The organism is Pseudomonas sp. ATCC 43928, from assembly GCF_005938665.2.
Classification (GTDB): domain Bacteria; phylum Pseudomonadota; class Gammaproteobacteria; order Pseudomonadales; family Pseudomonadaceae; genus Aquipseudomonas.
Genome location: NZ_CP041753.1, coordinates 5,920,706 through 5,940,133, shown reverse-complemented (window position 1 = coordinate 5,940,133; position 19,428 = coordinate 5,920,706). Strand labels below are relative to the sequence as shown.

Annotated in this window: 24 protein-coding genes; 15 read left to right on the top strand and 9 right to left on the bottom strand. The window is 61.7% G+C overall.

Annotated elements, in window-relative coordinates:
* Positions 1-72: 72 nt before the first annotated feature.
* Positions 73-957 (top strand): sugar nucleotide-binding protein, encoded by an 885-nt coding sequence (locus tag FFH90_RS27380; protein ID WP_138866371.1) that lies wholly within the window; start codon positions 73-75, stop codon positions 955-957.
* Positions 950-1,879 (top strand): NAD-dependent epimerase/dehydratase family protein, encoded by a 930-nt coding sequence (locus FFH90_RS27375; protein WP_138866370.1) that lies wholly within the window; start codon positions 950-952, stop codon positions 1,877-1,879. The genes FFH90_RS27380 and FFH90_RS27375 overlap by 8 nt, the downstream gene beginning before the upstream one ends.
* A 183-nt stretch (positions 1,880-2,062) precedes the next feature.
* On the opposite strand, the gene FFH90_RS27370 is transcribed toward FFH90_RS27375, so the two are convergent.
* The 5 genes from FFH90_RS27370 to FFH90_RS27350 form a co-directional block, all read right to left on the bottom strand.
* Positions 2,063-2,761 carry an OmpW family protein gene (locus FFH90_RS27370; protein ID WP_064620668.1) on the bottom strand — a complete coding sequence of 233 codons (699 nt, stop codon included), beginning with the start codon at positions 2,759-2,761 and terminating at the stop codon, positions 2,063-2,065.
* A gap of 164 nt (positions 2,762-2,925) precedes the next feature.
* Entirely contained in the window at positions 2,926-3,444 is a 519-nt protein-coding gene (locus FFH90_RS27365; protein ID WP_018925681.1) for a DUF3299 domain-containing protein, read from the bottom strand.
* 11 nt (positions 3,445-3,455) lie between these two features.
* Complete coding sequence (locus tag FFH90_RS27360) at positions 3,456-4,721, bottom strand: ABC transporter permease (RefSeq protein WP_007933653.1); 1,266 nt, start codon at positions 4,719-4,721, stop codon at positions 3,456-3,458.
* Position 4,722: 1 nt separating this feature from the next.
* Entirely contained in the window at positions 4,723-5,433 is a 711-nt protein-coding gene (locus FFH90_RS27355) for an ABC transporter ATP-binding protein (RefSeq protein WP_019650853.1), read from the bottom strand.
* Positions 5,434-5,480: 47 nt separating this feature from the next.
* Positions 5,481-6,068, bottom strand: coding sequence for a DUF2796 domain-containing protein (locus FFH90_RS27350; protein WP_138866369.1), 588 nt, complete (start codon positions 6,066-6,068; stop codon positions 5,481-5,483).
* Positions 6,069-6,203: 135 nt separating this feature from the next.
* Between FFH90_RS27350 and FFH90_RS27345 the strand changes: the two genes are divergently transcribed.
* Positions 6,204-6,545 (top strand): hypothetical protein, encoded by a 342-nt coding sequence (locus FFH90_RS27345; RefSeq protein WP_111454190.1) that lies wholly within the window; start codon positions 6,204-6,206, stop codon positions 6,543-6,545.
* Positions 6,546-6,560: 15 nt separating this feature from the next.
* Here FFH90_RS27345 and trxA read toward each other — a convergent pair whose 3' ends face one another.
* The 3 genes from trxA to FFH90_RS27330 all read right to left on the bottom strand — a co-directional run bounded on the left by trxA (position 6,561) and on the right by FFH90_RS27330 (position 8,648).
* Positions 6,561-7,433 carry a thioredoxin gene (gene trxA, locus FFH90_RS27340; RefSeq protein ID WP_138866368.1) on the bottom strand — a complete coding sequence of 291 codons (873 nt, stop codon included), beginning with the start codon at positions 7,431-7,433 and terminating at the stop codon, positions 6,561-6,563.
* Positions 7,434-7,530: 97 nt separating this feature from the next.
* A complete protein-coding gene (locus FFH90_RS27335; RefSeq protein ID WP_138866367.1) occupies positions 7,531-8,187 on the bottom strand; it encodes a methyltransferase in 657 nt (218 codons plus the stop codon).
* Entirely contained in the window at positions 8,184-8,648 is a 465-nt protein-coding gene (locus FFH90_RS27330) for a YbaY family lipoprotein (RefSeq protein WP_018925687.1), read from the bottom strand. The genes FFH90_RS27335 and FFH90_RS27330 overlap by 4 nt, the downstream gene beginning before the upstream one ends.
* Positions 8,649-8,764: 116 nt before the next feature.
* Here FFH90_RS27330 and nrdR point away from each other — a divergent pair, with 116 nt between their 5' ends.
* The 12 genes from nrdR to FFH90_RS27270 all read left to right on the top strand — a co-directional run bounded on the left by nrdR (position 8,765) and on the right by FFH90_RS27270 (position 17,474).
* Positions 8,765-9,229, top strand: coding sequence for a transcriptional regulator NrdR (nrdR, locus tag FFH90_RS27325; protein ID WP_007906838.1), 465 nt, complete (start codon positions 8,765-8,767; stop codon positions 9,227-9,229).
* Complete coding sequence (ribD, locus tag FFH90_RS27320; protein WP_018925688.1) at positions 9,226-10,359, top strand: bifunctional diaminohydroxyphosphoribosylaminopyrimidine deaminase/5-amino-6-(5-phosphoribosylamino)uracil reductase RibD; 1,134 nt, start codon at positions 9,226-9,228, stop codon at positions 10,357-10,359. Before nrdR ends, ribD begins: the two co-directional genes overlap by 4 nt.
* A gap of 44 nt (positions 10,360-10,403) precedes the next feature.
* Positions 10,404-11,081 (top strand): riboflavin synthase, encoded by a 678-nt coding sequence (locus FFH90_RS27315; protein WP_064620656.1) that lies wholly within the window; start codon positions 10,404-10,406, stop codon positions 11,079-11,081.
* A 16-nt stretch (positions 11,082-11,097) separates the two neighbouring features.
* The gene (gene ribBA, locus FFH90_RS27310) at positions 11,098-12,189 is read left to right on the top strand and encodes a bifunctional 3,4-dihydroxy-2-butanone-4-phosphate synthase/GTP cyclohydrolase II (RefSeq protein ID WP_111454193.1); all 1,092 of its coding nucleotides are present in this window, start codon (positions 11,098-11,100) and stop codon (positions 12,187-12,189) included.
* A 91-nt stretch (positions 12,190-12,280) separates the two neighbouring features.
* On the top strand, positions 12,281-12,757 hold the full coding sequence (ribE, locus tag FFH90_RS27305) for a 6,7-dimethyl-8-ribityllumazine synthase (protein WP_003228649.1): 477 nt from the start codon (positions 12,281-12,283) through the stop codon (positions 12,755-12,757).
* Positions 12,754-13,254 carry a transcription antitermination factor NusB gene (gene nusB / locus FFH90_RS27300; RefSeq protein ID WP_007933632.1) on the top strand — a complete coding sequence of 167 codons (501 nt, stop codon included), beginning with the start codon at positions 12,754-12,756 and terminating at the stop codon, positions 13,252-13,254. The genes ribE and nusB overlap by 4 nt, the downstream gene beginning before the upstream one ends.
* Positions 13,255-13,277: 23 nt before the next feature.
* A complete protein-coding gene (gene thiL / locus FFH90_RS27295; protein WP_064620653.1) occupies positions 13,278-14,243 on the top strand; it encodes a thiamine-phosphate kinase in 966 nt (321 codons plus the stop codon).
* A complete protein-coding gene (locus FFH90_RS27290) occupies positions 14,240-14,743 on the top strand; it encodes a phosphatidylglycerophosphatase A (protein WP_018925692.1) in 504 nt (167 codons plus the stop codon). Before thiL ends, FFH90_RS27290 begins: the two co-directional genes overlap by 4 nt.
* A gap of 22 nt (positions 14,744-14,765) precedes the next feature.
* On the top strand, positions 14,766-15,500 hold the full coding sequence (locus FFH90_RS27285) for a transporter substrate-binding domain-containing protein (RefSeq protein ID WP_138866366.1): 735 nt from the start codon (positions 14,766-14,768) through the stop codon (positions 15,498-15,500).
* A gap of 140 nt (positions 15,501-15,640) precedes the next feature.
* Positions 15,641-16,258 carry a GTP cyclohydrolase II gene (gene ribA / locus FFH90_RS27280; protein ID WP_018925694.1) on the top strand — a complete coding sequence of 206 codons (618 nt, stop codon included), beginning with the start codon at positions 15,641-15,643 and terminating at the stop codon, positions 16,256-16,258.
* Positions 16,255-16,674: a hypothetical protein gene (locus FFH90_RS27275; RefSeq protein ID WP_019581376.1), complete on the top strand. Its 420-nt coding sequence runs from the start codon at positions 16,255-16,257 to the stop codon at positions 16,672-16,674. The genes ribA and FFH90_RS27275 overlap by 4 nt, the downstream gene beginning before the upstream one ends.
* Entirely contained in the window at positions 16,674-17,474 is an 801-nt protein-coding gene (locus FFH90_RS27270) for a cobalamin-binding protein (protein ID WP_138866365.1), read from the top strand. Before FFH90_RS27275 ends, FFH90_RS27270 begins: the two co-directional genes overlap by 1 nt.
* Positions 17,475-17,529: 55 nt before the next feature.
* On the opposite strand, the gene dxs is transcribed toward FFH90_RS27270, so the two are convergent.
* Positions 17,530-19,428, bottom strand: a complete 1,899-nt coding sequence (gene dxs, locus FFH90_RS27265; protein WP_018925697.1) for a 1-deoxy-D-xylulose-5-phosphate synthase — start codon at positions 19,426-19,428, stop codon at positions 17,530-17,532.

Genomic DNA, 19,428 nt, shown 5'->3' with positions numbered 1-19,428 from the left:
ATTATTGAGGACATCGCCTGCGGGCGCTGTCGATAAAGCCATCGTTCCAATCAGACTGGGCCTGCTGACTCTATGCGAATGCGCCTTATGTTACTGGGCGGCGGAAATGCCCTTGGGCAGGCGCTGATTCGCCTCGGTGCGGAGGAAGACATCGGTTTCCTCGCCCCCCGCCCACCACAAGACGGCTGGGACGCCGCGAGCCTGACGCAACTGCTCGACGATACCCGTCCGGATGCGTTGATCAATCTCGCCTACTATTTCGACTGGTTCCAGGCGGAGACCGTCAGCGAACAGCGTCTGGCCGGGCAGGAGCGCGCCATCGAGCGTCTGGCCGAATTGTGCCAGCATCACAACATCGTGCTGGTGCAACCGTCGAGTTATCGCGTGTTCGATGGCTCCCGGGCGACCGCCTACAGCGAAAAAGACGAACCGGTACCGTTGGGCCTGCGCGGTCAAGCTTTGTGGCGCATTGAGCAAAGCGTGCGCGCCACTTGTCCACAGCATGTGTTGCTGCGTTTCGGCTGGCTGCTCGATGACAGCCCCGAGGGCACCCTCGGGCGATTCCTCGCCCGGGCCGAGAAAGCTGAAGAACTGCTGTTGGCGGATGATCGTCGCGGTAATCCGACGCCGGTGGACGACGCTGCCCGAGTGATCATCTCGGTGCTCAAGCAACTCGATTGTGCTGCGCCGCTGTGGGGCACCTACCACTACGCCGGGCATGAGGCGACCACACCGCTGGCACTGGGGCAGGCGATTCTCACTGAAGCGCGCGCCCTGCACCCGCTGGCCATCGAATCGCCGACCGCCCAGGCTCACGCCGCACGTCCCGACGCAGCCGAAGAACCGCAACACGCGGTGCTGGCCTGCAAGAAAATTCTGCACACTTTCGGGATCAAACCCCGCGCCTGGCGCGCGGCACTCCCGGGCTTACTGGATAGGTTTTATCGCCATGGCTGACGGCCCTGTTTTAATCACCGGCGGCGCCGGTTTCATCGGTTCGCACCTGACCGATGCCTTGCTCGCCAAAGGTCATTCGGTGCGAATTCTCGATGACTTGTCCACCGGCAAACGCAGCAACCTGCCGATGGACAATCCCCTCGTCGAACTGATCGAAGGCGATGTCGCTGATGCCGCCCTGGTGGCGCAGGCGATGCTCGGTTGCAGCGCGGTGGCGCATCTGGCCGCGGTGGCTTCGGTGCAGGCTTCGGTGGATGACCCGGTGAAAACTCACCAGAGCAACTTCATCGGCTCGCTGAACGTCTGCGAGGCCATGCGTCAGGCCGGTGTCAAACGCGTGTTGTACGCGTCCAGCGCAGCGGTCTATGGCAACAATGGCGAGGGCGAGTCGATCGACGAAGACACGCCCAAGGCACCGTTGACACCGTATGCGGCGGACAAGTTGGCGAGCGAGCACTACTTCGATTTCTATCGCCGCCAGCATGGTCTGGAGCCGGTGATTTTCCGCTTCTTCAACATCTTTGGCCCGCGCCAGGATCCGTCCTCGCCGTACTCCGGAGTGATCAGCATTTTCAGCGAGCGCGCGCAGAAAGGCTTGCCGATCACTGTGTTCGGGGATGGCGAGCAGACTCGGGATTTTGTCTACGTCGAAGACCTGGTGGACGTGCTGGTGCAAGCCATCGAGAAACCGCAGGTTGAGGTCGGCGCGGTGAATGTCGGCTGGAATCAGGCGACGACCCTCAAGCAAATGCTTGAAGCCCTTGAAGCCGTAGTGGGCAAGCTGCCGCCCGTTAGCTTTGGCCCGGCGCGTTCCGGTGACATCCGCCATTCACGAGCGAATAACCGGCGTTTGCTGGAGCGGTTCACCTACCCGGAGCAGACGCCGATGAGCGTTGGCCTGGCGCGGTTGTTGGGGCACTGAGGTTTTACCCAGTCGTGAAAAAGGCGCCTTGAGAAAGGCGCCTTTTTCACGGCTGGAATTTGCGTTACCGCTGATGCAATCCCTGTGGTGGGGGAGTTTTACTCCAGGTCGACCGTGTATCGGCCGCCATCAGTTCTGAGTCTGCCCATCACAACGCCTCATTCACCACCACGTGAACGTTCTTTAGAACTTGTAACCCAGACCGACCATGTAGATGAACGGATCGACGTCCACGTTCACCCGTGCGCGGGTGCCCGGAGCCACGGCGTTGTTTTCCACGGTGGCACGGGTGTCGATGTCGATGTAGCGCACCTGGGCGTTGATCATCACCTTATCGGTGAGCATGTAGTCGGCACCGACTTCCCAGGCCAGGCCCCAGGAGTTTTTCGCGTTGAAGTTGCTGAAGCCATTGGCGCTGGCTTCGCTGCTGACGTGCTCGTCGTAGATCCAGGTGTAGTTGATCCCGCCGCCGACATACGGCTGGAATGCGGACTTGGCATCCATCGGATAGTAGACCAGGCTCAGGGTCGGCGGCAGGTGTTTCAGGGTGCCGAGTTTGCCGTTGGCGGCGCCGAGCGCGGTGCCTTTGAGCTTCACGTCATGCTCGAACGGCGAGGCCGCGAGCAGTTCGATCCCCAGGTGGTTGGTGATCATGTAGGCGAAGTTCAGGCCCAGTTGCGTGTCGCTGCTCATGGTGGCCTTGCCACCCAGGTCGGCGCCCTTCAGCGGGCCTTGATCGACCTTGACGCTGGAGCTGTCGGCTGTCGGATTGACGGTGATCGCACCGGCCCGAACGATGATATTGCCAGCCTCATGGGCATGGGTGAGCGGGGCTGCGAGCGCGAGGGCAAGCAGCGAAGCGCTGAGCAGGGACTTGTGCATGGGGGCTCCAAAGGACGTTAAAAATGCTTGATGTCCAATGGTAGGGATCCAACTGATACGGTCTTTTGACTCAGCTCAACGAAACAGTGATGGGCTGATTTTGAGGGCCTCATCGCGGGCAAACCCGCGATGGCAGTCTTGTAGGCGACAGATCACCACCGGATTCACTCCGGCAGTTCATACACATAAATCTTCTGCGCCTCCATCTGATACCCGGCATCCGCCAGTTCGCTGGTGGACGCCTTGACCTGCAACGCACCTTCGACCCAGTACGGCTGGTACAGCTCATCGAGCTTCACGCCGACTTCGCTTTTGACGTGCACGATCTGGTTCGACGGCGGAGGCGGTACGTGGATGCAGGCGCCGAAATACGGCACCAGCAGAAACTCCGTGGTGCGGCCTTCTTCACTGACCTCCAGCGGCACGATGTACCCCGGCAAGCGAATGTTCTGGCCATCGAGACTTTTCACCACCGGCGCGTTCGGCATGTCCTGTTTGGCGGCCGGGGCCGACTCCGCGGACAACGCATCGCTCATCTTCGACAGGTCGTGCAGCGGCGTCATGTTCGGCACTTCCGGCGGGGCATCCGGCGGGATCATTTCCGACCAGGTCAGGTCTTTCGGCTCGGCCGCCCACAGCGGCAAAGCGACCAGCATCAACAGCGCAAGCAGAGCGCGGGGCATGTTCAACGTCCTCACAGGCGGATCGACAGGCCATCGGCCAAGGATTGGCGATAAGCGCGCCAGGCCGGCACGCTGCCCATCAGCAGCGCGGCGATCAGGATGCCACCGAGCAGCGTCCATTCATATTCGCTTGGCCAGGCCAGCGGCAGGTACAAACCGTAATTCGACTGCACGTAACCCTGCGCCACGGCGATGCCCACATACAGCAGCGCCACGCCGGCAATCACTCCCGACAGCGCCAGGGCAAACGCTTCCAGCACCAGTAAAGTCGCGATATGCCATGGCCGCGCGCCCACCGAACGCAGAATCGCCATCTCCCGGCGTCGCTCGTTGAGGCTGGTGAGAATCGCCGTGAGCATGCCGATCAACCCCGTCAGCACCACGAACAGCGAGACGACGAACAAGGCTTTTTCCGCCGTGCTCATCAAACTCCACAGCTCCTGCAACGCCACACCCGGCAGGATTGCCAGCATCGGTTCGCCACGGAACTCGTTGATTTCACGTTGCAGCGCGAAGGTCGAAATCTTGTTGTTAAGGCCGAGCATGAACGCGGTGATCGCTTGCGGCGTCAGGTCCATATTGCGCGCCTGATCGGCACTGACCCGACCGTTACCCCGCGCCGGTACACCGTTGTGCCAGTCGATGTGGATCGCTTCCATGCCGCCGAGGCTGATGTGCAGCGTGCGGTCCACCGGGGTGCCGGTGCGTTTGAGAATGCCGACCACGGTGAACGGTTTGTCGTCATGCTTGACCAGGCTGATTGCCGCCACGCCATGGGCCAGCACCAGTTTGTCGCCGAGTTTGTAGTGCAGCGCGTCGGCCACTTCGGCACCGAGCACCACTTCGAACGGATCGCTGGCGAAGGCACGGCCGTCGGCCAGTTCCAGATGCTGTTGATGGCCGTACTGGTAATGCTCGAAGTACGCCTCAGTGGTGCCCATCACCCGATAACCACGATGGGAATCGCCGAGGGACATCGGGATCGCCCACTTCACTTTCGGGTTGTTGGCGAACTGCTCGAAGCTGTCCCAGCGGATGTTGTTGGTGGCGTTGCCGATACGGAATACCGAATACAGCAGCAGGTTCACCGAGCCGGAACGCGCGCCGACGATCAGATCGGTGCCGCTGATGGTGCTGGCGAAACTGGCCTTGGCCTCGGTGCGCACCCGCTCCACCGCCAGCAGCAGGCAGACCGACAGGGCGATGGCGAACGCGGTGAGGATCGCGGTGAAGCGACGGTTAGCGAGGCTGGCCATGGCTAGACGAAACAAATACATCTCAAACCTCGGACGGGGTGGCGGCGCGATTGAGATCGGCCAGCGACAGGTGGCGATCGAACAGCGGCGCGAGGCTCTGATCGTGGCTGACGAACAACAGGCTCGAGCCGGCTTCGCGGCATTCGGCGAACAGCAGGCGAATGAAGTTTTCGCGGGCGTCGTAATCCAGTGCCGAGGTCGGTTCGTCGGCGATCACCAGTTCCGGCTGACCGATCAGCGCACGCGCGGCAGCGACTCGCTGCTGCTGGCCGATGGACAGCGAATCGGCACGACGGCCCAGAATGTTTTCGTCCTTCAGGCCCAGATGGGCGAGCAGGGTGGCGGCGGCCTGATCGACGCTGCCGTGGCGCTGTTTCGCCCGCTCGGCGCGCAGTTTCGAGAAGTGACAGGGCAATTCGACGTTCTCCCGCACCGACAGAAACGGCAGCAAGTTGAACTGCTGGAAGATGTAGCCGGTGTGATCGACCCGGAAGTGGTCGCGAGCCCCGGCAGACAGTTCAGTCAATTCCTGGCCGAGCAGCCGGATGCTGCCGCGATCAGGCTTTTGCACACCGCCGAGCAAGCCGAGCAGGGTGGTCTTGCCGCTGCCGCTGGGGCCTTTGAGGAACAGGGTTTCACCAGGCTCCAGGCGAAACGCCGGGATGTCCAGCAACGGTGGGTGACCGGGCCAGCTGAAGCCCAGGTCGGACAGTTCGATGAGTGCTTGGGTCATGTGAAACCGGTCAGGTTGATGGTGAACCCTGTGGGAGCGGTGTCGGATCAGAATTTCAGGGCGGCGGTTTTGGCCGTCACTTCAACCCCTTGCTGCCCGCTCGGGCTGACCAGTTGTACCTGAATCTTCTGGGTAGCCGGGAACGTGTTGAAGACAGTCGCCAGGTCCAGGGTCTTCAGCGCGCCCGGGGCCGAGCAGCTGAATTGGTAACGGGCGTGGATTTCGCTGTGGTCATGTTGATGCTCGTGACCGTCCTTGGCTTCTTCATGCTCATCGTCGGTATCCGGTTTGTCACCGAACAACGGGCTTTCCAGCTCCTGGGTCGCGACCACGCAACCGGCGGCTTTCGGCAGGTTGAACAGTGTCATTGGTTTTTCCAGTTGGGCGCGGACGGCAGCGACTTTGGCCTTGTCGGCATCGGTGGTGGCGGCGTGCTCGAAACCCACCAGGTTCATTGCCGGGCTTTCCAGTTCCAGCTCCAGGGTCTGGCCGTCCAGCGCCGCATTCAAGCGACCGACGCCGTGTTCGTGGGCACCGAGGCTGCCGTGCTCATGGTCGTGATCTTGCTCGACAGCCGCGTGGGCGACAGCCAGCGGTAACAAGGCAAACGGCAAAGCGAGCAGCAGACGGCGCATGACGGGTCTCCGAAAAGTAAAATGAAAAATTTGTTATGTAATCTTATAACGAAAGTGCCGAGAGTTTGACCGTCTGCTTGGCGTTGTGCAAGACCCATGGGAGCATGCGAGTCAGGTATGTGCTGGAGCAGACTTATGTTGCGAATACGCGGAAGCATCGGCGACTGGCCGGTGGATTTGACCCTTGAACTGGATGAGGGCGACTGGGCGCAGCTCGGTGCGCAGTTGCAGGCTGCCAAACCCGAGGCGAGTGCAACACCGGTCAAACCGGTGAATCAGGATGATGCGCTATGGCAGATCGCCAAAGAATTGCTGCGCAAGGCCGGGCAATTGAGTGGGCCGGATTTGCTGGAGCAGCTGGAAGGGCTGACCGGCAGCGCAGCGGCGGGCAAGCGCTTGTTGGTGCGCTTGCGCCACTGCGCAGATGTCAAAGTGGTGAGCGGCGGGGATACACCGCTCTACAGCTGGATCGAGTAAGCCGCAAAAAAGAGCTTAATAGAGCGCGGCAAACAGCTTGCGACGGTACGTGGTCACCAACGGGTGATCGTTGCCCAGCAGTTCGAACACTTGCAGCAAGGTCTTGTGTGGCAAGCCTTCGTTGTAGCTGCGGTTGCGGATGAACAGTTTCAGCAACGCATCCAGCGCCGCATCGTATTGCTGACGGGCCAGTTGCTGGATCGCCAACTGATAGACCGCCTCATCATCCTGCGGATTTTTCGCCAGGCGTGCTTTCAGGTCTGCCGCATCCGGCAAATCCCTGGCCTGGCCGAGAAACTGGATCTGCGCCTTGGCGCCGGCCAGCGCGGCCTTGTGTTCATCGGTCTTGACCGCGTCGAGTACGGCTTGCGCTTCACTCAGTTCGCCGCGCTCGGTAAGGCAGCGGGCGTAGAGGATCAGTGCCTTGGCATTGGTGTTGTCTTCAGTCAGCAAGATTTTGAGCGTGGCTTCGGCGTCGGCGAAACGGCCTTCATCGAACAGCGCCTGAGCCTGTTCAAACGGGTCGGCGGCGGCTGGAGGCGGCATTTGCACATGAGGTTCGAGCATCGTGCGCACTGCGGATTCCGGTTGCGCACCGGCAAAACCGTCCACCGGCTGACCGTCCTTGAACAGCACCACGGTCGGCAGGCTGCGAATGCCGAAACGCGCAACAATGTCCTGCTCGATGTCGCAGTTGACCTTGGCCAGCAGCAACTCACCCTGATAGCTCTCGGCGATGGTTTGCAGCATCGGCATCAAGGCCTTGCACGGCGCACACCATTCGGCCCAGAAATCCACCAGTACCGGTTTGTGGAAAGAGTTCTCGATCACCGACTGGTCGAAATCGGCAGTCGTGGCGTCGAAGATGTACGGCGTTTCCTGACTCATGGGGGATCTCGTAAAAGCGTGGATGAGGCCACTATAAGGCTTGGTGGGGGGCGGCTGAAAGCGGGGGTGATCCAACTCTTGCCCGTGAAGCTTTTTGCTAACCGCGCCGCGCGTGGTAAAGGCTCACATGCCGAAACTCTTCGGGCTCGGCCAGGTCCGGCAAGGTCATCGCCTCCAGCATCTCGATGCGCCGATACAGCGGATGGCGAAAATCCCGCACCCGTGAATCCGCCACCAACGCTTCCCGGCCACGGCTGAGAAACTCGTCGAGTAGCGGCAGATTTTCCCGGTCGTACAACACGTCGGCCACCAGAACCAGATCAAATCGATCCGCTTCGGCGAAAAAATCCGTCGAGTAGCGCAGCTGCACATCATTGAGTTCGGCGTTCGCCCGACACGCGGCAATCGCCAGCGGGTCCAGGTCACAGGCCACCACTTCCAGCGCCCCCGCCTTCACGGCCGCAATCGCAGCCACGCCGGAACCGGCGCCGAAATCCAGCACCCGTTTGCCTACGACCCAGTGCGGGTGTTCGGCGAGATAGCGGGCCACGGCCAGCCCACTGGCCCAGCAGAAACTCCAGTACGGCGGCTCGTGGAGAATCCGCCGGGTTTCTTCGGGGCTGAAAGCGCGGTCCATGTTGTCGCCGTCGATCAGCCAGAGTTTCAGCTTGGTGCCCGGCAATTCACAGGCTACAAGCTGTGCGTCACCGAGCAGTTCACCCAACGCCTGTTGCAGGTCGAGCGGTGCAATCATGGCGCTTTGACGAATTGCAACTGACCCAGGGCCTGGGTCGTCGGCTGGGTGATGAGTTGCGCCGGCAGATGCAGAATCAACTGCCCGGACTGGCTGGCGCGGCCGCGCAGTTCAACGCGAGCGCCAACCGGGAAGGATTCAGGGTTGAAACGCAGGCGAAACGGCAACACCTGATTGGTGCCGATCAGGTTGGCACTGGCGAGCAATTGTTGCGGGCGATCCTTTTCGTCGATCACCAGCAGCGCCAGTTCGACTTCGGCGTCGGCCGGCACGCCCATCAGGGTGCCACTGATTTCACGTTGGTAAGCCGGCAGCGGGCCGAGCTCGGCAGACGCCTTGGCCTTCTTCTGCGCCTGTTGCGGCGCTGGGCCTGGTGTTGGTGGCTGGGGCTTGGGTGCATCGCTGCCACAGGCCACCAGCAGGCTGAAAAGACTGAGCAAAACGAGCGGTCGTAACGACATTGGCGGCTCCAGCAAGGTGAAAACATTATAGCCCGTCTGTATACCGCAAACCCTATGGCTTGTCTTGCCACGGGGATGCGCTACCATGGCCCTCCCATTTTTTGTTGCCTGCCACCATGCACTGTCCCTTCTGCGGTGCCAACGACACCAAGGTCATCGACTCGCGTCTGGTCGCCGAGGGCGAACAGGTGCGCCGCCGGCGTGAATGCCTGGCCTGCGGCGAACGCTTCACGACGTTCGAAACCGCTGAACTGGTGTTGCCGCGCCTGATCAAAACCGACGGCAGTCGCCAGCCGTTCGACGAAGAAAAACTGCGTGCCGGCATGCAGCGAGCGCTGGAGAAGCGCCCGGTGAGTGTCGAGCGCCTGGAATCGTCGCTGGTGCACATCAAACACAAGCTGCGCGCCACTGGCGAGCGCGAGGTCAAATCCCTCGTGGTCGGCGAACTGGTGATGGCCGAGCTGAAAAAGCTTGATGAAGTCGCCTATATCCGCTTCGCTTCGGTGTACCGACGCTTCCAGGACCTCAACGAGTTCCGCGAAGAGATCGATCGCCTCGCCCGTGAACCGGTGAAAGAATGACCACCTCCCCGGAACAAGCCATCCTCGACGCCCATTACATGGCCCGTGCCCTGGAACTGGCGCGCAAAGGTCATTACACGACGCACCCCAACCCGCGGGTTGGCTGCGTGGTGGTGCGTGACGGGCAGATTGTCGGCGAAGGCTGGCATGTGCGCGCCGGCGAGCCCCATGCCGAAGTCCACGCCTTGCGTGCCGCCGGTGACAAGGCGCGAGGCGCCACGGCTTACGTGACCCTGGAACCGTGCAGCCACCACGGACGTACACCGCCCTGCGCCGATGCGCTGGTGAATGCCGGTGTGGCGCGCGTCGTTGCGGCGATGCAGGACCCGAACCCGGAAGTTGCCGGTCGCGGTCTGCAACGTCTGGCCCAGGCGGGAATCGCCACCGAAAGCGGCGTGCTGGAAGGTGAGGCGCGCAAGCTCAATGAAGGCTTCCTCAAGCGCATGGAACACGGCTTGCCGTTCGTGCGGGTCAAGTTGGCCATGAGCCTCGACGGTCGCACAGCGATGGAAAGCGGCGAGAGCCAATGGATTACCGGCCCGGCGGCGCGCTCGGCGGTACAACGGCTGCGCGCGCAGGCCAGCGTGGTGCTGACCGGCGCCGACACGGTGCTGGCGGACAATGCCCGCTTGACCGTGCGTGCCGATGAATTGGGCCTCGATCCCGAACAAACCGCCTTGGCCATGAGCCGTCCGCCACTGCGCGTGCTGATCGACGGTCGCCTGCGGGTGCCTCTGGACGCGCCGTTTTTCAAGGCTGGTCCGGCGTTGGTTGCGACGTGCATGGCGATCGAAGAGCAATACGCCAACGGTCCGGAGTGCCTGATCGTGGCGGGCGACGATGGCCAGGTCGACCTGCGCAAGTTGCTGGTTGAACTGGCTGCCCGTGACGTCAACGAGGTGCTGGTCGAAGCCGGTCCGCGTCTGGCCGGGGCGTTTGCTCAGCAAGGGTTGGTGGACGAGTTCCAGATTTTCATTGCCGGCAAGTTTCTCGGCTCCACGGCGCGACCGTTGCTGGACTGGCCGCTGGCGCAGATGAAAGATGCGCCCGAGCTCAAAATTACCGAAATCCGCGCGGTTGGCGATGACTGGCGAGTCATTGCCATACCTGTCCCAACGGTCAGCGTATAATTCCCGGCTGCAGCCCAGAAGGCCCTGTTCTCGAGGAGGACTCCATGTTTACCGGCATCATCGAATCCATCGGCAGTATTCGTGCATTGACCCCAAAAGGCGGAGATGTGCGGGTTTACGTAGAAACCGGCAAGCTCGACCTGAGCGACGTCAAACTGGGCGACAGCATTGCCGTCAACGGCGTGTGCCTGACGGCGGTTGAACTGCCGGGCAATGGTTTTGCGGCGGACGTCAGTCGCGAAACCCTCGACTGCACCGCCATGAATGACCTCAAGAGCGGCAGCCCAGTGAATCTGGAAAAAGCCCTGACCCCGACCACCCGCCTCGGTGGGCACTTGGTCAGCGGTCACGTCGATGGTGTCGGCGAAGTGGTCTCGCGCACCGACAATGCCCGCGCCGTGGAATTTCGCATCCGTGCGCCGAAAGAACTGGCCAAGTACATCGCCCATAAAGGTTCGATCACCGTCGACGGCACCAGCCTGACGGTGAACGCGGTCGATGGCGCCGAATTCCTGCTGACGATCATTCCGCACACCCTGAGCGAAACCATCATGGCTTCTTACAAGCCAGGTCGCCGGGTGAACCTGGAAGTGGACTTGCTGGCACGTTATCTGGAACGCCTATTGCTGGGCGACAAAGCTGCTGAACCGGGCTCTTCACAAAAGTCTGGCGGCACTATTACTGAAAGCTTTCTGGCCCAAAACGGCTACCTCAAATCCTGACTCAAGGGGGTGCCTTGTGGCGCTCAATAGCATCGAAGAACTGGTTGAAGACATCCGCCAAGGCAAGATGGTCATCCTCATGGATGACGAAGACCGCGAGAACGAAGGCGACCTGATCATGGCCGCCGAGTGCTGCAAGGCTGAGCACATCAACTTCATGGCCAAGCACGCCCGTGGCCTGATCTGCATGCCAATGAGCCGCGAGCGCTGCGAACTGCTCAGGCTGCCATTGATGGCGCCACGCAACGGTTCCGGCTTCGGCACCAAGTTCACCGTGTCCATCGAAGCCGCCGAAGGCGTGACCACCGGTATCTCTGCAGCCGACCGTGCGCGTACCGTACAAGCCGCTGCCGCCAAAGACGCCAAGGCCGAAGACATCGTCAGCCCCGGCCACATCTTCCCGCTGATGGCCCAGGCCGGCGGCACCCTGGCCCGCGCCGGCCATACCGAAGCGGCTTGCGACCTGGCACGCATGGCCGGTTTCGAGCCGAGCGGTGTGATCTGCGAAGTGATGAACGACGACGGCACCATGTCCCGTCGCGCCGAACTCGAAGCGTTTGCCGCCGAGCACAACATCAAGATCGGCACCATTGCCGACCTGATCCACTACCGGATGATCCACGAACGTACCGTTCAGCGGATTGCCGAGCAGCCATTGGACAGCGAACTGGGCCAGTTCAACCTGGTGACCTATCGTGATTCGGTGGAAGGCGACGTGCACATGGCCCTGACCCTGGGCAACGTGTGCGCCGAAGAACCGACCCTGGTTCGGGTGCACAACATGGACCCGCTGCGTGACCTGCTGATGGTCAAGCAACCGGGCCGCTGGAGCCTGCGCGCCGCCATGGCCGCGGTTGCCGAGGCTGGCAGCGGTGTGGTGCTGTTGCTCGGTCACCCGCTCGATGGCGACGTGTTGCTGGCGCACATCCGCGAAACCGCCGACCACAGCGCAGTGAAAAAGCCGACCACCTACAGCATCGTTGGTGCCGGTTCGCAGATCCTTCGGGACCTGGGCGTGCGTAAAATGCGCCTGATGTCTGCGCCGATGAAATTTAATGCGATATCCGGTTTCGATCTGGAAGTTGTAGAATACGTGCCCTCCGAATAATGACCGGTTGTTTCCAGTCCTTGATTCGCGGCTAACACATCACTGAGGGATGCGTAGAAAACGCGTCCCGGCTCTTTAAGAGATCTAACGAATGACCCTGAAGACCATCGAAGGTACCTTCATCGCCCCTAAAGGCCGCTACGCTCTGGTAGTGGGCCGTTTCAACAGCTTCGTGGTTGAAAGCCTGGTCAGCGGTGCAGTTGATGCCCTGGTTCGCCATGGCGTGAGCGAAAGCGACATCACCATCATCCGTGCGCCTGGCGCCTTCGAAATCCCGCTGGTTGCGCAGAAAGTCGCTCAGAAGGGCGAGTTCGCGGCAATCATCGCCCTGGGCGCGGTCATTCGTGGCGGTACTCCGCACTTCGAATACGTGGCTGGCGAGTGCACCAAGGGCCTGGCCCAGGTGTCCATGGAGTTCGGCGTACCGGTCGCTTTCGGCGTACTGACCGTTGACTCCATCGAACAAGCCATCGAACGTTCCGGCACCAAGGCCGGTAACAAAGGTGCTGAAGCAGCCCTGTCCGCTCTGGAAATGGTCAGCCTGCTGGCGCAGTTGGAGGCCAAGTGATTAGCGACGATAGCGATCGTTTCAACCCGCGCGATCCAAAGCCTGCGGATGCCGGCAAGCCATCGAAAAGCGCCAAGCGTCGCGAAGCCCGTCAGCTCGCGACCCAGGCGCTGTACCAATGGCATATGGCCAAGCAGTCGCTGAACGAGATCGAAGCGCAGTTCCGGGTCGATAACGATTTTACCGATGTCGATGGCGCGTACTTCCGCGAAATCCTGCACGGGGTTCCGCAGTTCAAGACCGAGATCGACACCGCGCTCAAGCCTTGCCTGGACTTGACCATCGAAGAGCTGGACCCGGTTGAACTGGCGGTTCTGCGCCTGTCCACCTGGGAACTGCTCAAGCGTGTCGACGTGCCATACCGCGTGGTGATCAACGAAGGTATCGAACTGGCCAAGGTCTTCGGCTCCACCGACGGCCACAAGTTCGTCAACGGTGTGCTCGACAAGCTGGCCCCGCGTCTGCGTGAAGCCGAAGTGAAGGCGTTCAAGCGCTGATTGGCGCTTGAACTGCCATTGCCATGGGTGAGTTTGAGCTGATCCGCAACTTCTTCGCCGCCGCGCCTTGCGCGCAGGGCGGTGAAGGCGTTGCCCTCGGGATCGGCGACGACTGCGCCTTGCTGGCTATTCCTCCCGGGGAGCAGTTGGCGATTTCTACCGATACGCTGGTGGCCGGTGTGCATTTCGCCGACCCCTGCGATCCGTTTCTGCTCGGCCAGCGCTCGCTGGCCGTGGCCGTCAGCGACCTGGCCGCCATGGGCGCCACCCCCGTTGCCTTTACCCTTGCCTTGACCTTGCCGACCGGGACTTCCGATTGGCTGGAAGCGTTCGCCCGTGGTTTGAACCTCATGGCGCAGAATTGCCGTGTGGCACTGGTGGGCGGCGATACTACTCGCGGGCCGTTGAGCCTGACCATGACTGTGTTCGGTCGAGTGCCGACCGGTCTGGCGCTGACCCGCAGTGGCGCACGACCGGGTGATTTACTCTGTGTGGGCGGTGAACTGGGTAACGGCGCGGGCGCATTGCCGCTGGTGCTCGGCCAGCGGACTGCGGACGCGGCCATCGCCGATCCATTGCTGGCCCACTACTGGTCGCCGCAACCGCAACTGGCGTTGGGGCAGGCCTTGCGTGGCAAGGCCACCGCCGCGTTGGACATCTCCGACGGCCTGCTCGCCGACTGCGGGCATATTGCCCTGGCGTCGAAAGTCGGGATTCGGGTAGAGCGCAGCAGGCTGCCGTTGTCGAAGGCGCTGCTGGCTTTCCTCGGTCAATCCGGCGCTGAGCAGGCTGCCCTGAGTGGCGGTGACGATTACGTGCTGGCCTTCACCTTGCCGCCTGCCGAGTTGCCATCGTTACTGGCGGACGGCTGGCCGATCCATGTGCTCGGGCAGGTGGTTGCAGGGCAGGGCGTGATTCTGCTGGACGCCGACGGACACGACATCACCCCGCCAATCCGGGGTTACCAACATTTTCGGGAGACACCGTGACAGATCATCCCAAACAGGTTCCGTCGGAGTTCGTACCACCGTCGGTCTGGCGCAATCCATGGCATTTCCTGGCGTTCGGCTTCGGCTCGGGCACCCTGCCAAAAGCGCCGGGCACCTGGGGTTCGTTAGTGGCGTTACCCTTTATTCCGTTGTGGCAGATGCTGCCCGACTGGGGCTACTGGCTGATGCTCGGCATCACCATGCTGTTCGGCTTCTGGCTGTGCGGCAAGGTCGCCGACGATTTGCGCGTGCACGACCATGAAGGCATCGTCTGGGACGAAATGGTCGGGATGTGGATCACCCTGTGGTTGGTGCCGCAAGGTTGGTATTGGTTGCTGGCGGGGTTCCTGATGTTCCGCTTCTTCGACATCCTCAAGCCGTGGCCGATTCGCTGGATCGACCGGCATGTGCACGGTGGCGTCGGGATCATGCTCGACGACGTGCTTGCGGGGGTGTTCGCGTGGTTGGCGATGCAAGGGCTGGTCTGGCTTTTCGCCTGAAGGCTACAGTCGAGGACGAAAGATGGCCCGCTGGTTGATGGTGATGGTTTTCGCGACGTTTTGCTCGTTCGCCCAGGCGGGGGATGCACCGACGACGCCGTCCGTGATTCACCTGGCCAGCGAAGCGTGGGAAGACTTTACCGCCGCCGAAGGTCGTGGTTTGGGCTGGGACGTGTTGCGCGAAGTGTTCGAGCCTGCGGGCGTCAAACTGGATATTCGAATCGAACCGTATACACGCGCCACGGGCCTGGCACAGCGTGGCGAAGTGGACGCGTGTGTCGGTGCCTATCGGGATGAAGTCAGTGACGTGCTCTATCCGCGCTGGAGTTTCGATACCGATCCGATCTATGCACTGGGCCTGGCCACCAATCCGGCGCCGACCCCGGAAAATCTTGGCAATTACCGTTTGGCCTGGGTACGCGGCTACAAGTACCAGGCTTACCTGCCCAACGTGCAGCGCTATAACGAAGTCGCGCGGCGTACCGGGATTCTGCCGATGCTGATCCACAACCACGTCGACTACTACATTGACGCGCTGGACGAGGTTAACTCTATCGTCAGCCGAGCCAAGGATCCGTCGCAGTTCCGCCGCACGCACATCGCGGATTTACCGCTGTACCTGTGCTTCGCCGATACCCCTCGGGCACGGCAGTTGATGGTGCTGTTCGACCAGCGTATGGAATTGCTGGTAAAAAGCGGTCAGCTGAAACCGGTCTTCGAACGCTGGAAACAGCCCTATCCGTTCGGCTCGAAATGAAAACGTTCAATGCGGGCGCGGGGCAGATATCAAACTTTTTGATCGTTATGGCCGATAATTCAGCCTAAGCGTCTGTAGGAACGTGCTGTTACAATGCCGCCTCTGCGAATCTTCAGTACTTATAGATCAGGAGCACACCGGTGCCTGTCGTTTTTGTCGCCGCTTCCAAGCTGCCAACGCCTTTTGCGCAATTCACCATGCACGGCTTTCTCGATGAAGAGAACGGGCGCGAGCACGTGGTGTTGAGTCTGGGTGAGATCGCCGACGGTGCGCCGGTACTCGGCCGGTTGCACTCCGAATGCCTGACCGGCGATGCCTTGTTCAGCCAGCGTTGCGACTGCGGTTCGCAACTCGAGGCGGCGTTGCAGGCGATCGCCCGTGAAGGCCGTGGCGTATTGCTCTACTTGCGTCAGGAAGGTCGCGGCATTGGCCTGCTGAACAAGATCCGCGCCTATGAATTGCAGGACGGCGGTGCTGACACCGTTGAAGCCAACGAACGTCTGGGCTTTGCCGCCGACCAGCGCGACTACGCCATGTGCCTGCCGATGCTGGAGCACCTGGGCGTGAAATCCCTGCGTCTGATGACCAACAACCCACGCAAGGTCAAAGCCTTGACTGACATGGGCATCGTGGTTGCCGAGCGCGTGCCGTTGCACACCGGGCACAACCCGCATAACAAACTCTACCTGGCGACCAAGGCCAGCAAGCTCGACCACATGATGGGCAACGAGCACCAGGGCGAGGCTGACAGGGCGTGACCCGCGGTCAGGTACGGCGACGACTGGCCGTCAACTGGTGGCAATACCTGGCGTTGGCCTTGCTGCCGCTGTTCGTGGTCAATGGCTTATTCGGCCAAAGCGAGGCGATTCTGCCGGTGCTGGCCATGCCGTTTTTCATTGCCGGTGTGGCCTCGATGTTTGTCAGCCTGAAGTTCTTTGGCGGTTACAAACATGCGCTGATCGCGACCCAAAAAGCCCTCGATACCCCTGAAGAACCCGCCGCCTGGATCGCCCTGGCCGCGAAACGCCGTGCTGCGTTTCTGGTCGCTGGCCTGCCCGCCTGGATCGGCGCACTGGCAGTCTTCGTTGGTCTGGAAGCCGTGCCGCTGATGCTGCTGGCGTTGTCGACGGCGGTGCTGTTCTACCTCTATCGTATCCCGCGTCAACTCGGCTGATGCGATGCGTCTGGCTGGCAGTCCTGTTGCTGGCCATCGGTGGTCCGGCAGCTGCGGCCGAGCGTGTTGTCAGCCTGGCACCGTCGCTTTCCGAAATCGTGATTGAACTGAATTCGGCTGACCTGCTGGTCGGAGTGCTGGATGCCGGTGAGCGTCCGGCCGAGCTCAAAGACATTCCTTCGGTGGGCCGCTACGGTCAGTTGGACATGGAGCGATTGCTCAGCCTCAAGCCCGATTTACTGCTGCTCTGGCCAGGCAGTGTGGGGCCGGCTCAGCGTGAACAGCTCAAACGGCTGAACATTCCCACCTATGTCGCCGAACCGCATAACCTCGAACAACTCACTGTGCAGATCGAAGCGATAGCCACGCAACTCGGGCGAGCGGAGCGGGGCGTTGCATTGGCCAAAAAACTGCGTCAGCGACTCGACTCCCTGCGCCAGCGCTATCGAAGGGACGAGCCGCTGCGGGTGTTTTATCAAGTCTGGGATCGGCCGCTGTACACCGTGGGCGGTGGGCAGATCATCAGCGATGCGCTACAGGTTTGCGGGGCAAGCAATGTGTTTGCCGATCTGCCACAGCCTGCACCGCAGGTCAGTGTGGAGGCGGTGTTGCAGCGCAACCCCGAGGTGATTCTGGCCAGCGATCAGGCGCAGCTCGAGGCGTGGAAGGCCTGGCCCCAGGTGACGGCGGTGGCGCAGGGGCAATTGCTGTTGGTGACGGATAAAGGCCTGGAACGACCGAGTGGGCAGATGATCGAAGCGACGGCCAAGCTCTGTCAGTTGATCGCACCCGATCTTTAACCTGTGGCGAGGGAGCAAGCTCCCTCGCCACAGGGTTTTGCATGTAGCCAGAGGATCAGATATTCAGCAATTGCAGGCGCTGACGCACCGCCTCTTCGATCCCGGCTTCATCCAGCCCGCATTCGGCGAGCATTTGCGCAGGCTTGGCGTGTTCGACATAGATGTCTGGCAAGCCCAGGTGCAGCACCGACTTGAGGATGTTCTCGCGGGCGAGGAACTCGCTGACCGCGCCACCGGCGCCGCCCATGATCGCGTTCTCTTCGACGGTCACCAGCAATTGGTGACTGCCGGCGATTTCGCGAACCAGTGCTTCGTCGAGCGGTTTGACGAAACGCATGTCGACGACCGTCGCATCCAGCTTCTCGGCGACTTTCAGTGCCTCGGCCAGTTGCACGCCGAACACCAGCAGGGCGACTGTGCTGCCCTGGCGACGAACCACGCCCTTGCCGATTTCAATCGGTTCGAGGTCTTTCGCGATCGGTGCATTCGGGCCGGTGCCACGCGGGTAACGCACCGCTGCCGGGCCGTTGTACAGGTGGCCGGTGCTGAGCATTTTGCGCAGTTCGTTTTCGTCGCTCGGGGTCATCACCAGCATGCCGGGGATGCAACGCAGGAACGACAGGTCGAAGCTGCCTGCGTGCGTCGGGCCGTCTTCGCCCACCAGGCCGGCGCGGTCGATGGCGAACAGTACGTCGAGGTTTTGTACCGCGACGTCATGAATCAGCTGGTCGTAACCGCGTTGCAGGAAGGTCGAATAGATCGCCACCACCGGTTTGGCGCCTTCACAGGCCATGCCGGCTGCCAGGGTCACGGCGTGTTGCTCGGCAATCGCCACGTCGAAATAGCGCGTCGGGAAGCGTTCGCTGAAGGCCACCAGGTCGGAGCCTTCCTTCATCGCCGGGGTGATCCCGACCAGGCGCGGATCGGCTGCGGCCATGTCGCACAGCCACTCACCAAACACACCGGAATATTTCGGCCCGCTGGCTTTTTTCGGCGCGGCGGCCGGAGCGTCCAGCGGTTCGAGTTTGGTAATGGCGTGGTAACCGATCGGGTCGACTTCCGCCGGGGCGAAGCCTTTGCCTTTCTTGGTGACCACGTGCAGGAATTGCGGGCCTTTCAGATCGCGCATGTTGCGCAGGGTGGCGATCAGGGTCGGCAGGTCGTGGCCATCGATCGGGCCGATGTAGTTCCAGCCCAGCTCTTCGAACAGCGTGCCAGGGACCAGCATGCCTTTGGCATATTCTTCCGTGCGACGGGCGATTTCCCAGGCGCCGGGCAGGCGCGACAGGACCTTTTTGCTGCCTTCGCGCATGCTCGCGTAAGTGCGGCTGGAAAGGATTTTCGCCAGATAGTTCGACAACCCGCCGACGTTGCGCGAGATCGACATGTCGTTGTCGTTGAGGATCACCAGCATGTTGGCGTCCACTTCCGGCGCGTGGTTCAGCGCCTCGAAGGCCATGCCGGCGGTCAGTGCGCCGTCGCCGATCACCGCGATCGCCTTGCGATCACTGTGTTGCAGGCGGGCGGCAATCGCCATGCCCAGCGCTGCGCTGATCGAGGTGCTGGAGTGGCCGACGCCAAAGGTGTCGTACTCGCTCTCGGAACGACGCGGGAAGGCGGCGATGCCATCCTTCTGGCGCAGGGTGCTCATGCGCGCGCGACGGCCGGTGAGGATTTTGTGCGGATAGGCCTGATGACCCACGTCCCACACCAGCCGGTCGTCCGGGGTGTCGAAAACGTAGTGCAACGCGATGGTCAGCTCGATCACGCCCAGGCCGGCACCGAAATGCCCACCGGTCTGGCCGACCGTGTAGAGCAATTCCAGGCGCAACTCATCAGCCAGGGTTTCCAGCTCGGCTTCGCCTAACCGGCGCAGGCCGTCCGGCGTGTTGGCACGGTCGAGCAGGGGCGTGGTCGGGCGCTTACGGGGAATCTCATGAAACGTCGTGGGCAT

What these genes read in the sequence shown, in the direction of transcription:
- ribD (WP_018925688.1), top strand. Translation starts at nt 9,226, where the DNA reads ATGACCACCTCCCCGGAACAAGCCATCCTCGACGCCCATTACATGGCC.
- FFH90_RS27285 (WP_138866366.1), top strand. Translation starts at nt 14,766, where the DNA reads ATGGCCCGCTGGTTGATGGTGATGGTTTTCGCGACGTTTTGCTCGTTC.
- ribE (WP_003228649.1), top strand. Translation starts at nt 12,281, where the DNA reads ATGACCCTGAAGACCATCGAAGGTACCTTCATCGCCCCTAAAGGCCGC.
- FFH90_RS27315 (WP_064620656.1), top strand. Translation starts at nt 10,404, where the DNA reads ATGTTTACCGGCATCATCGAATCCATCGGCAGTATTCGTGCATTGACC.
- thiL (WP_064620653.1), top strand. Translation starts at nt 13,278, where the DNA reads ATGGGTGAGTTTGAGCTGATCCGCAACTTCTTCGCCGCCGCGCCTTGC.
- trxA (WP_138866368.1), bottom strand. Translation starts at nt 7,433, where the DNA reads ATGAGTCAGGAAACGCCGTACATCTTCGACGCCACGACTGCCGATTTC.
- FFH90_RS27270 (WP_138866365.1), top strand. Translation starts at nt 16,674, where the DNA reads ATGCGATGCGTCTGGCTGGCAGTCCTGTTGCTGGCCATCGGTGGTCCG.
- FFH90_RS27360 (WP_007933653.1), bottom strand. Translation starts at nt 4,721, where the DNA reads ATGTATTTGTTTCGTCTAGCCATGGCCAGCCTCGCTAACCGTCGCTTC.
- FFH90_RS27355 (WP_019650853.1), bottom strand. Translation starts at nt 5,433, where the DNA reads ATGACCCAAGCACTCATCGAACTGTCCGACCTGGGCTTCAGCTGGCCC.
- FFH90_RS27330 (WP_018925687.1), bottom strand. Translation starts at nt 8,648, where the DNA reads ATGTCGTTACGACCGCTCGTTTTGCTCAGTCTTTTCAGCCTGCTGGTG.
- FFH90_RS27370 (WP_064620668.1), bottom strand. Translation starts at nt 2,761, where the DNA reads ATGCACAAGTCCCTGCTCAGCGCTTCGCTGCTTGCCCTCGCGCTCGCA.
- nrdR (WP_007906838.1), top strand. Translation starts at nt 8,765, where the DNA reads ATGCACTGTCCCTTCTGCGGTGCCAACGACACCAAGGTCATCGACTCG.
- FFH90_RS27380 (WP_138866371.1), top strand. Translation starts at nt 73, where the DNA reads ATGCGAATGCGCCTTATGTTACTGGGCGGCGGAAATGCCCTTGGGCAG.
- FFH90_RS27365 (WP_018925681.1), bottom strand. Translation starts at nt 3,444, where the DNA reads ATGCCCCGCGCTCTGCTTGCGCTGTTGATGCTGGTCGCTTTGCCGCTG.
- FFH90_RS27335 (WP_138866367.1), bottom strand. Translation starts at nt 8,187, where the DNA reads ATGATTGCACCGCTCGACCTGCAACAGGCGTTGGGTGAACTGCTCGGT.
- FFH90_RS27345 (WP_111454190.1), top strand. Translation starts at nt 6,204, where the DNA reads ATGTTGCGAATACGCGGAAGCATCGGCGACTGGCCGGTGGATTTGACC.
- dxs (WP_018925697.1), bottom strand. Translation starts at nt 19,428, where the DNA reads ATGCCCACGACGTTTCATGAGATTCCCCGTAAGCGCCCGACCACGCCC.
- FFH90_RS27350 (WP_138866369.1), bottom strand. Translation starts at nt 6,068, where the DNA reads ATGCGCCGTCTGCTGCTCGCTTTGCCGTTTGCCTTGTTACCGCTGGCT.
- FFH90_RS27375 (WP_138866370.1), top strand. Translation starts at nt 950, where the DNA reads ATGGCTGACGGCCCTGTTTTAATCACCGGCGGCGCCGGTTTCATCGGT.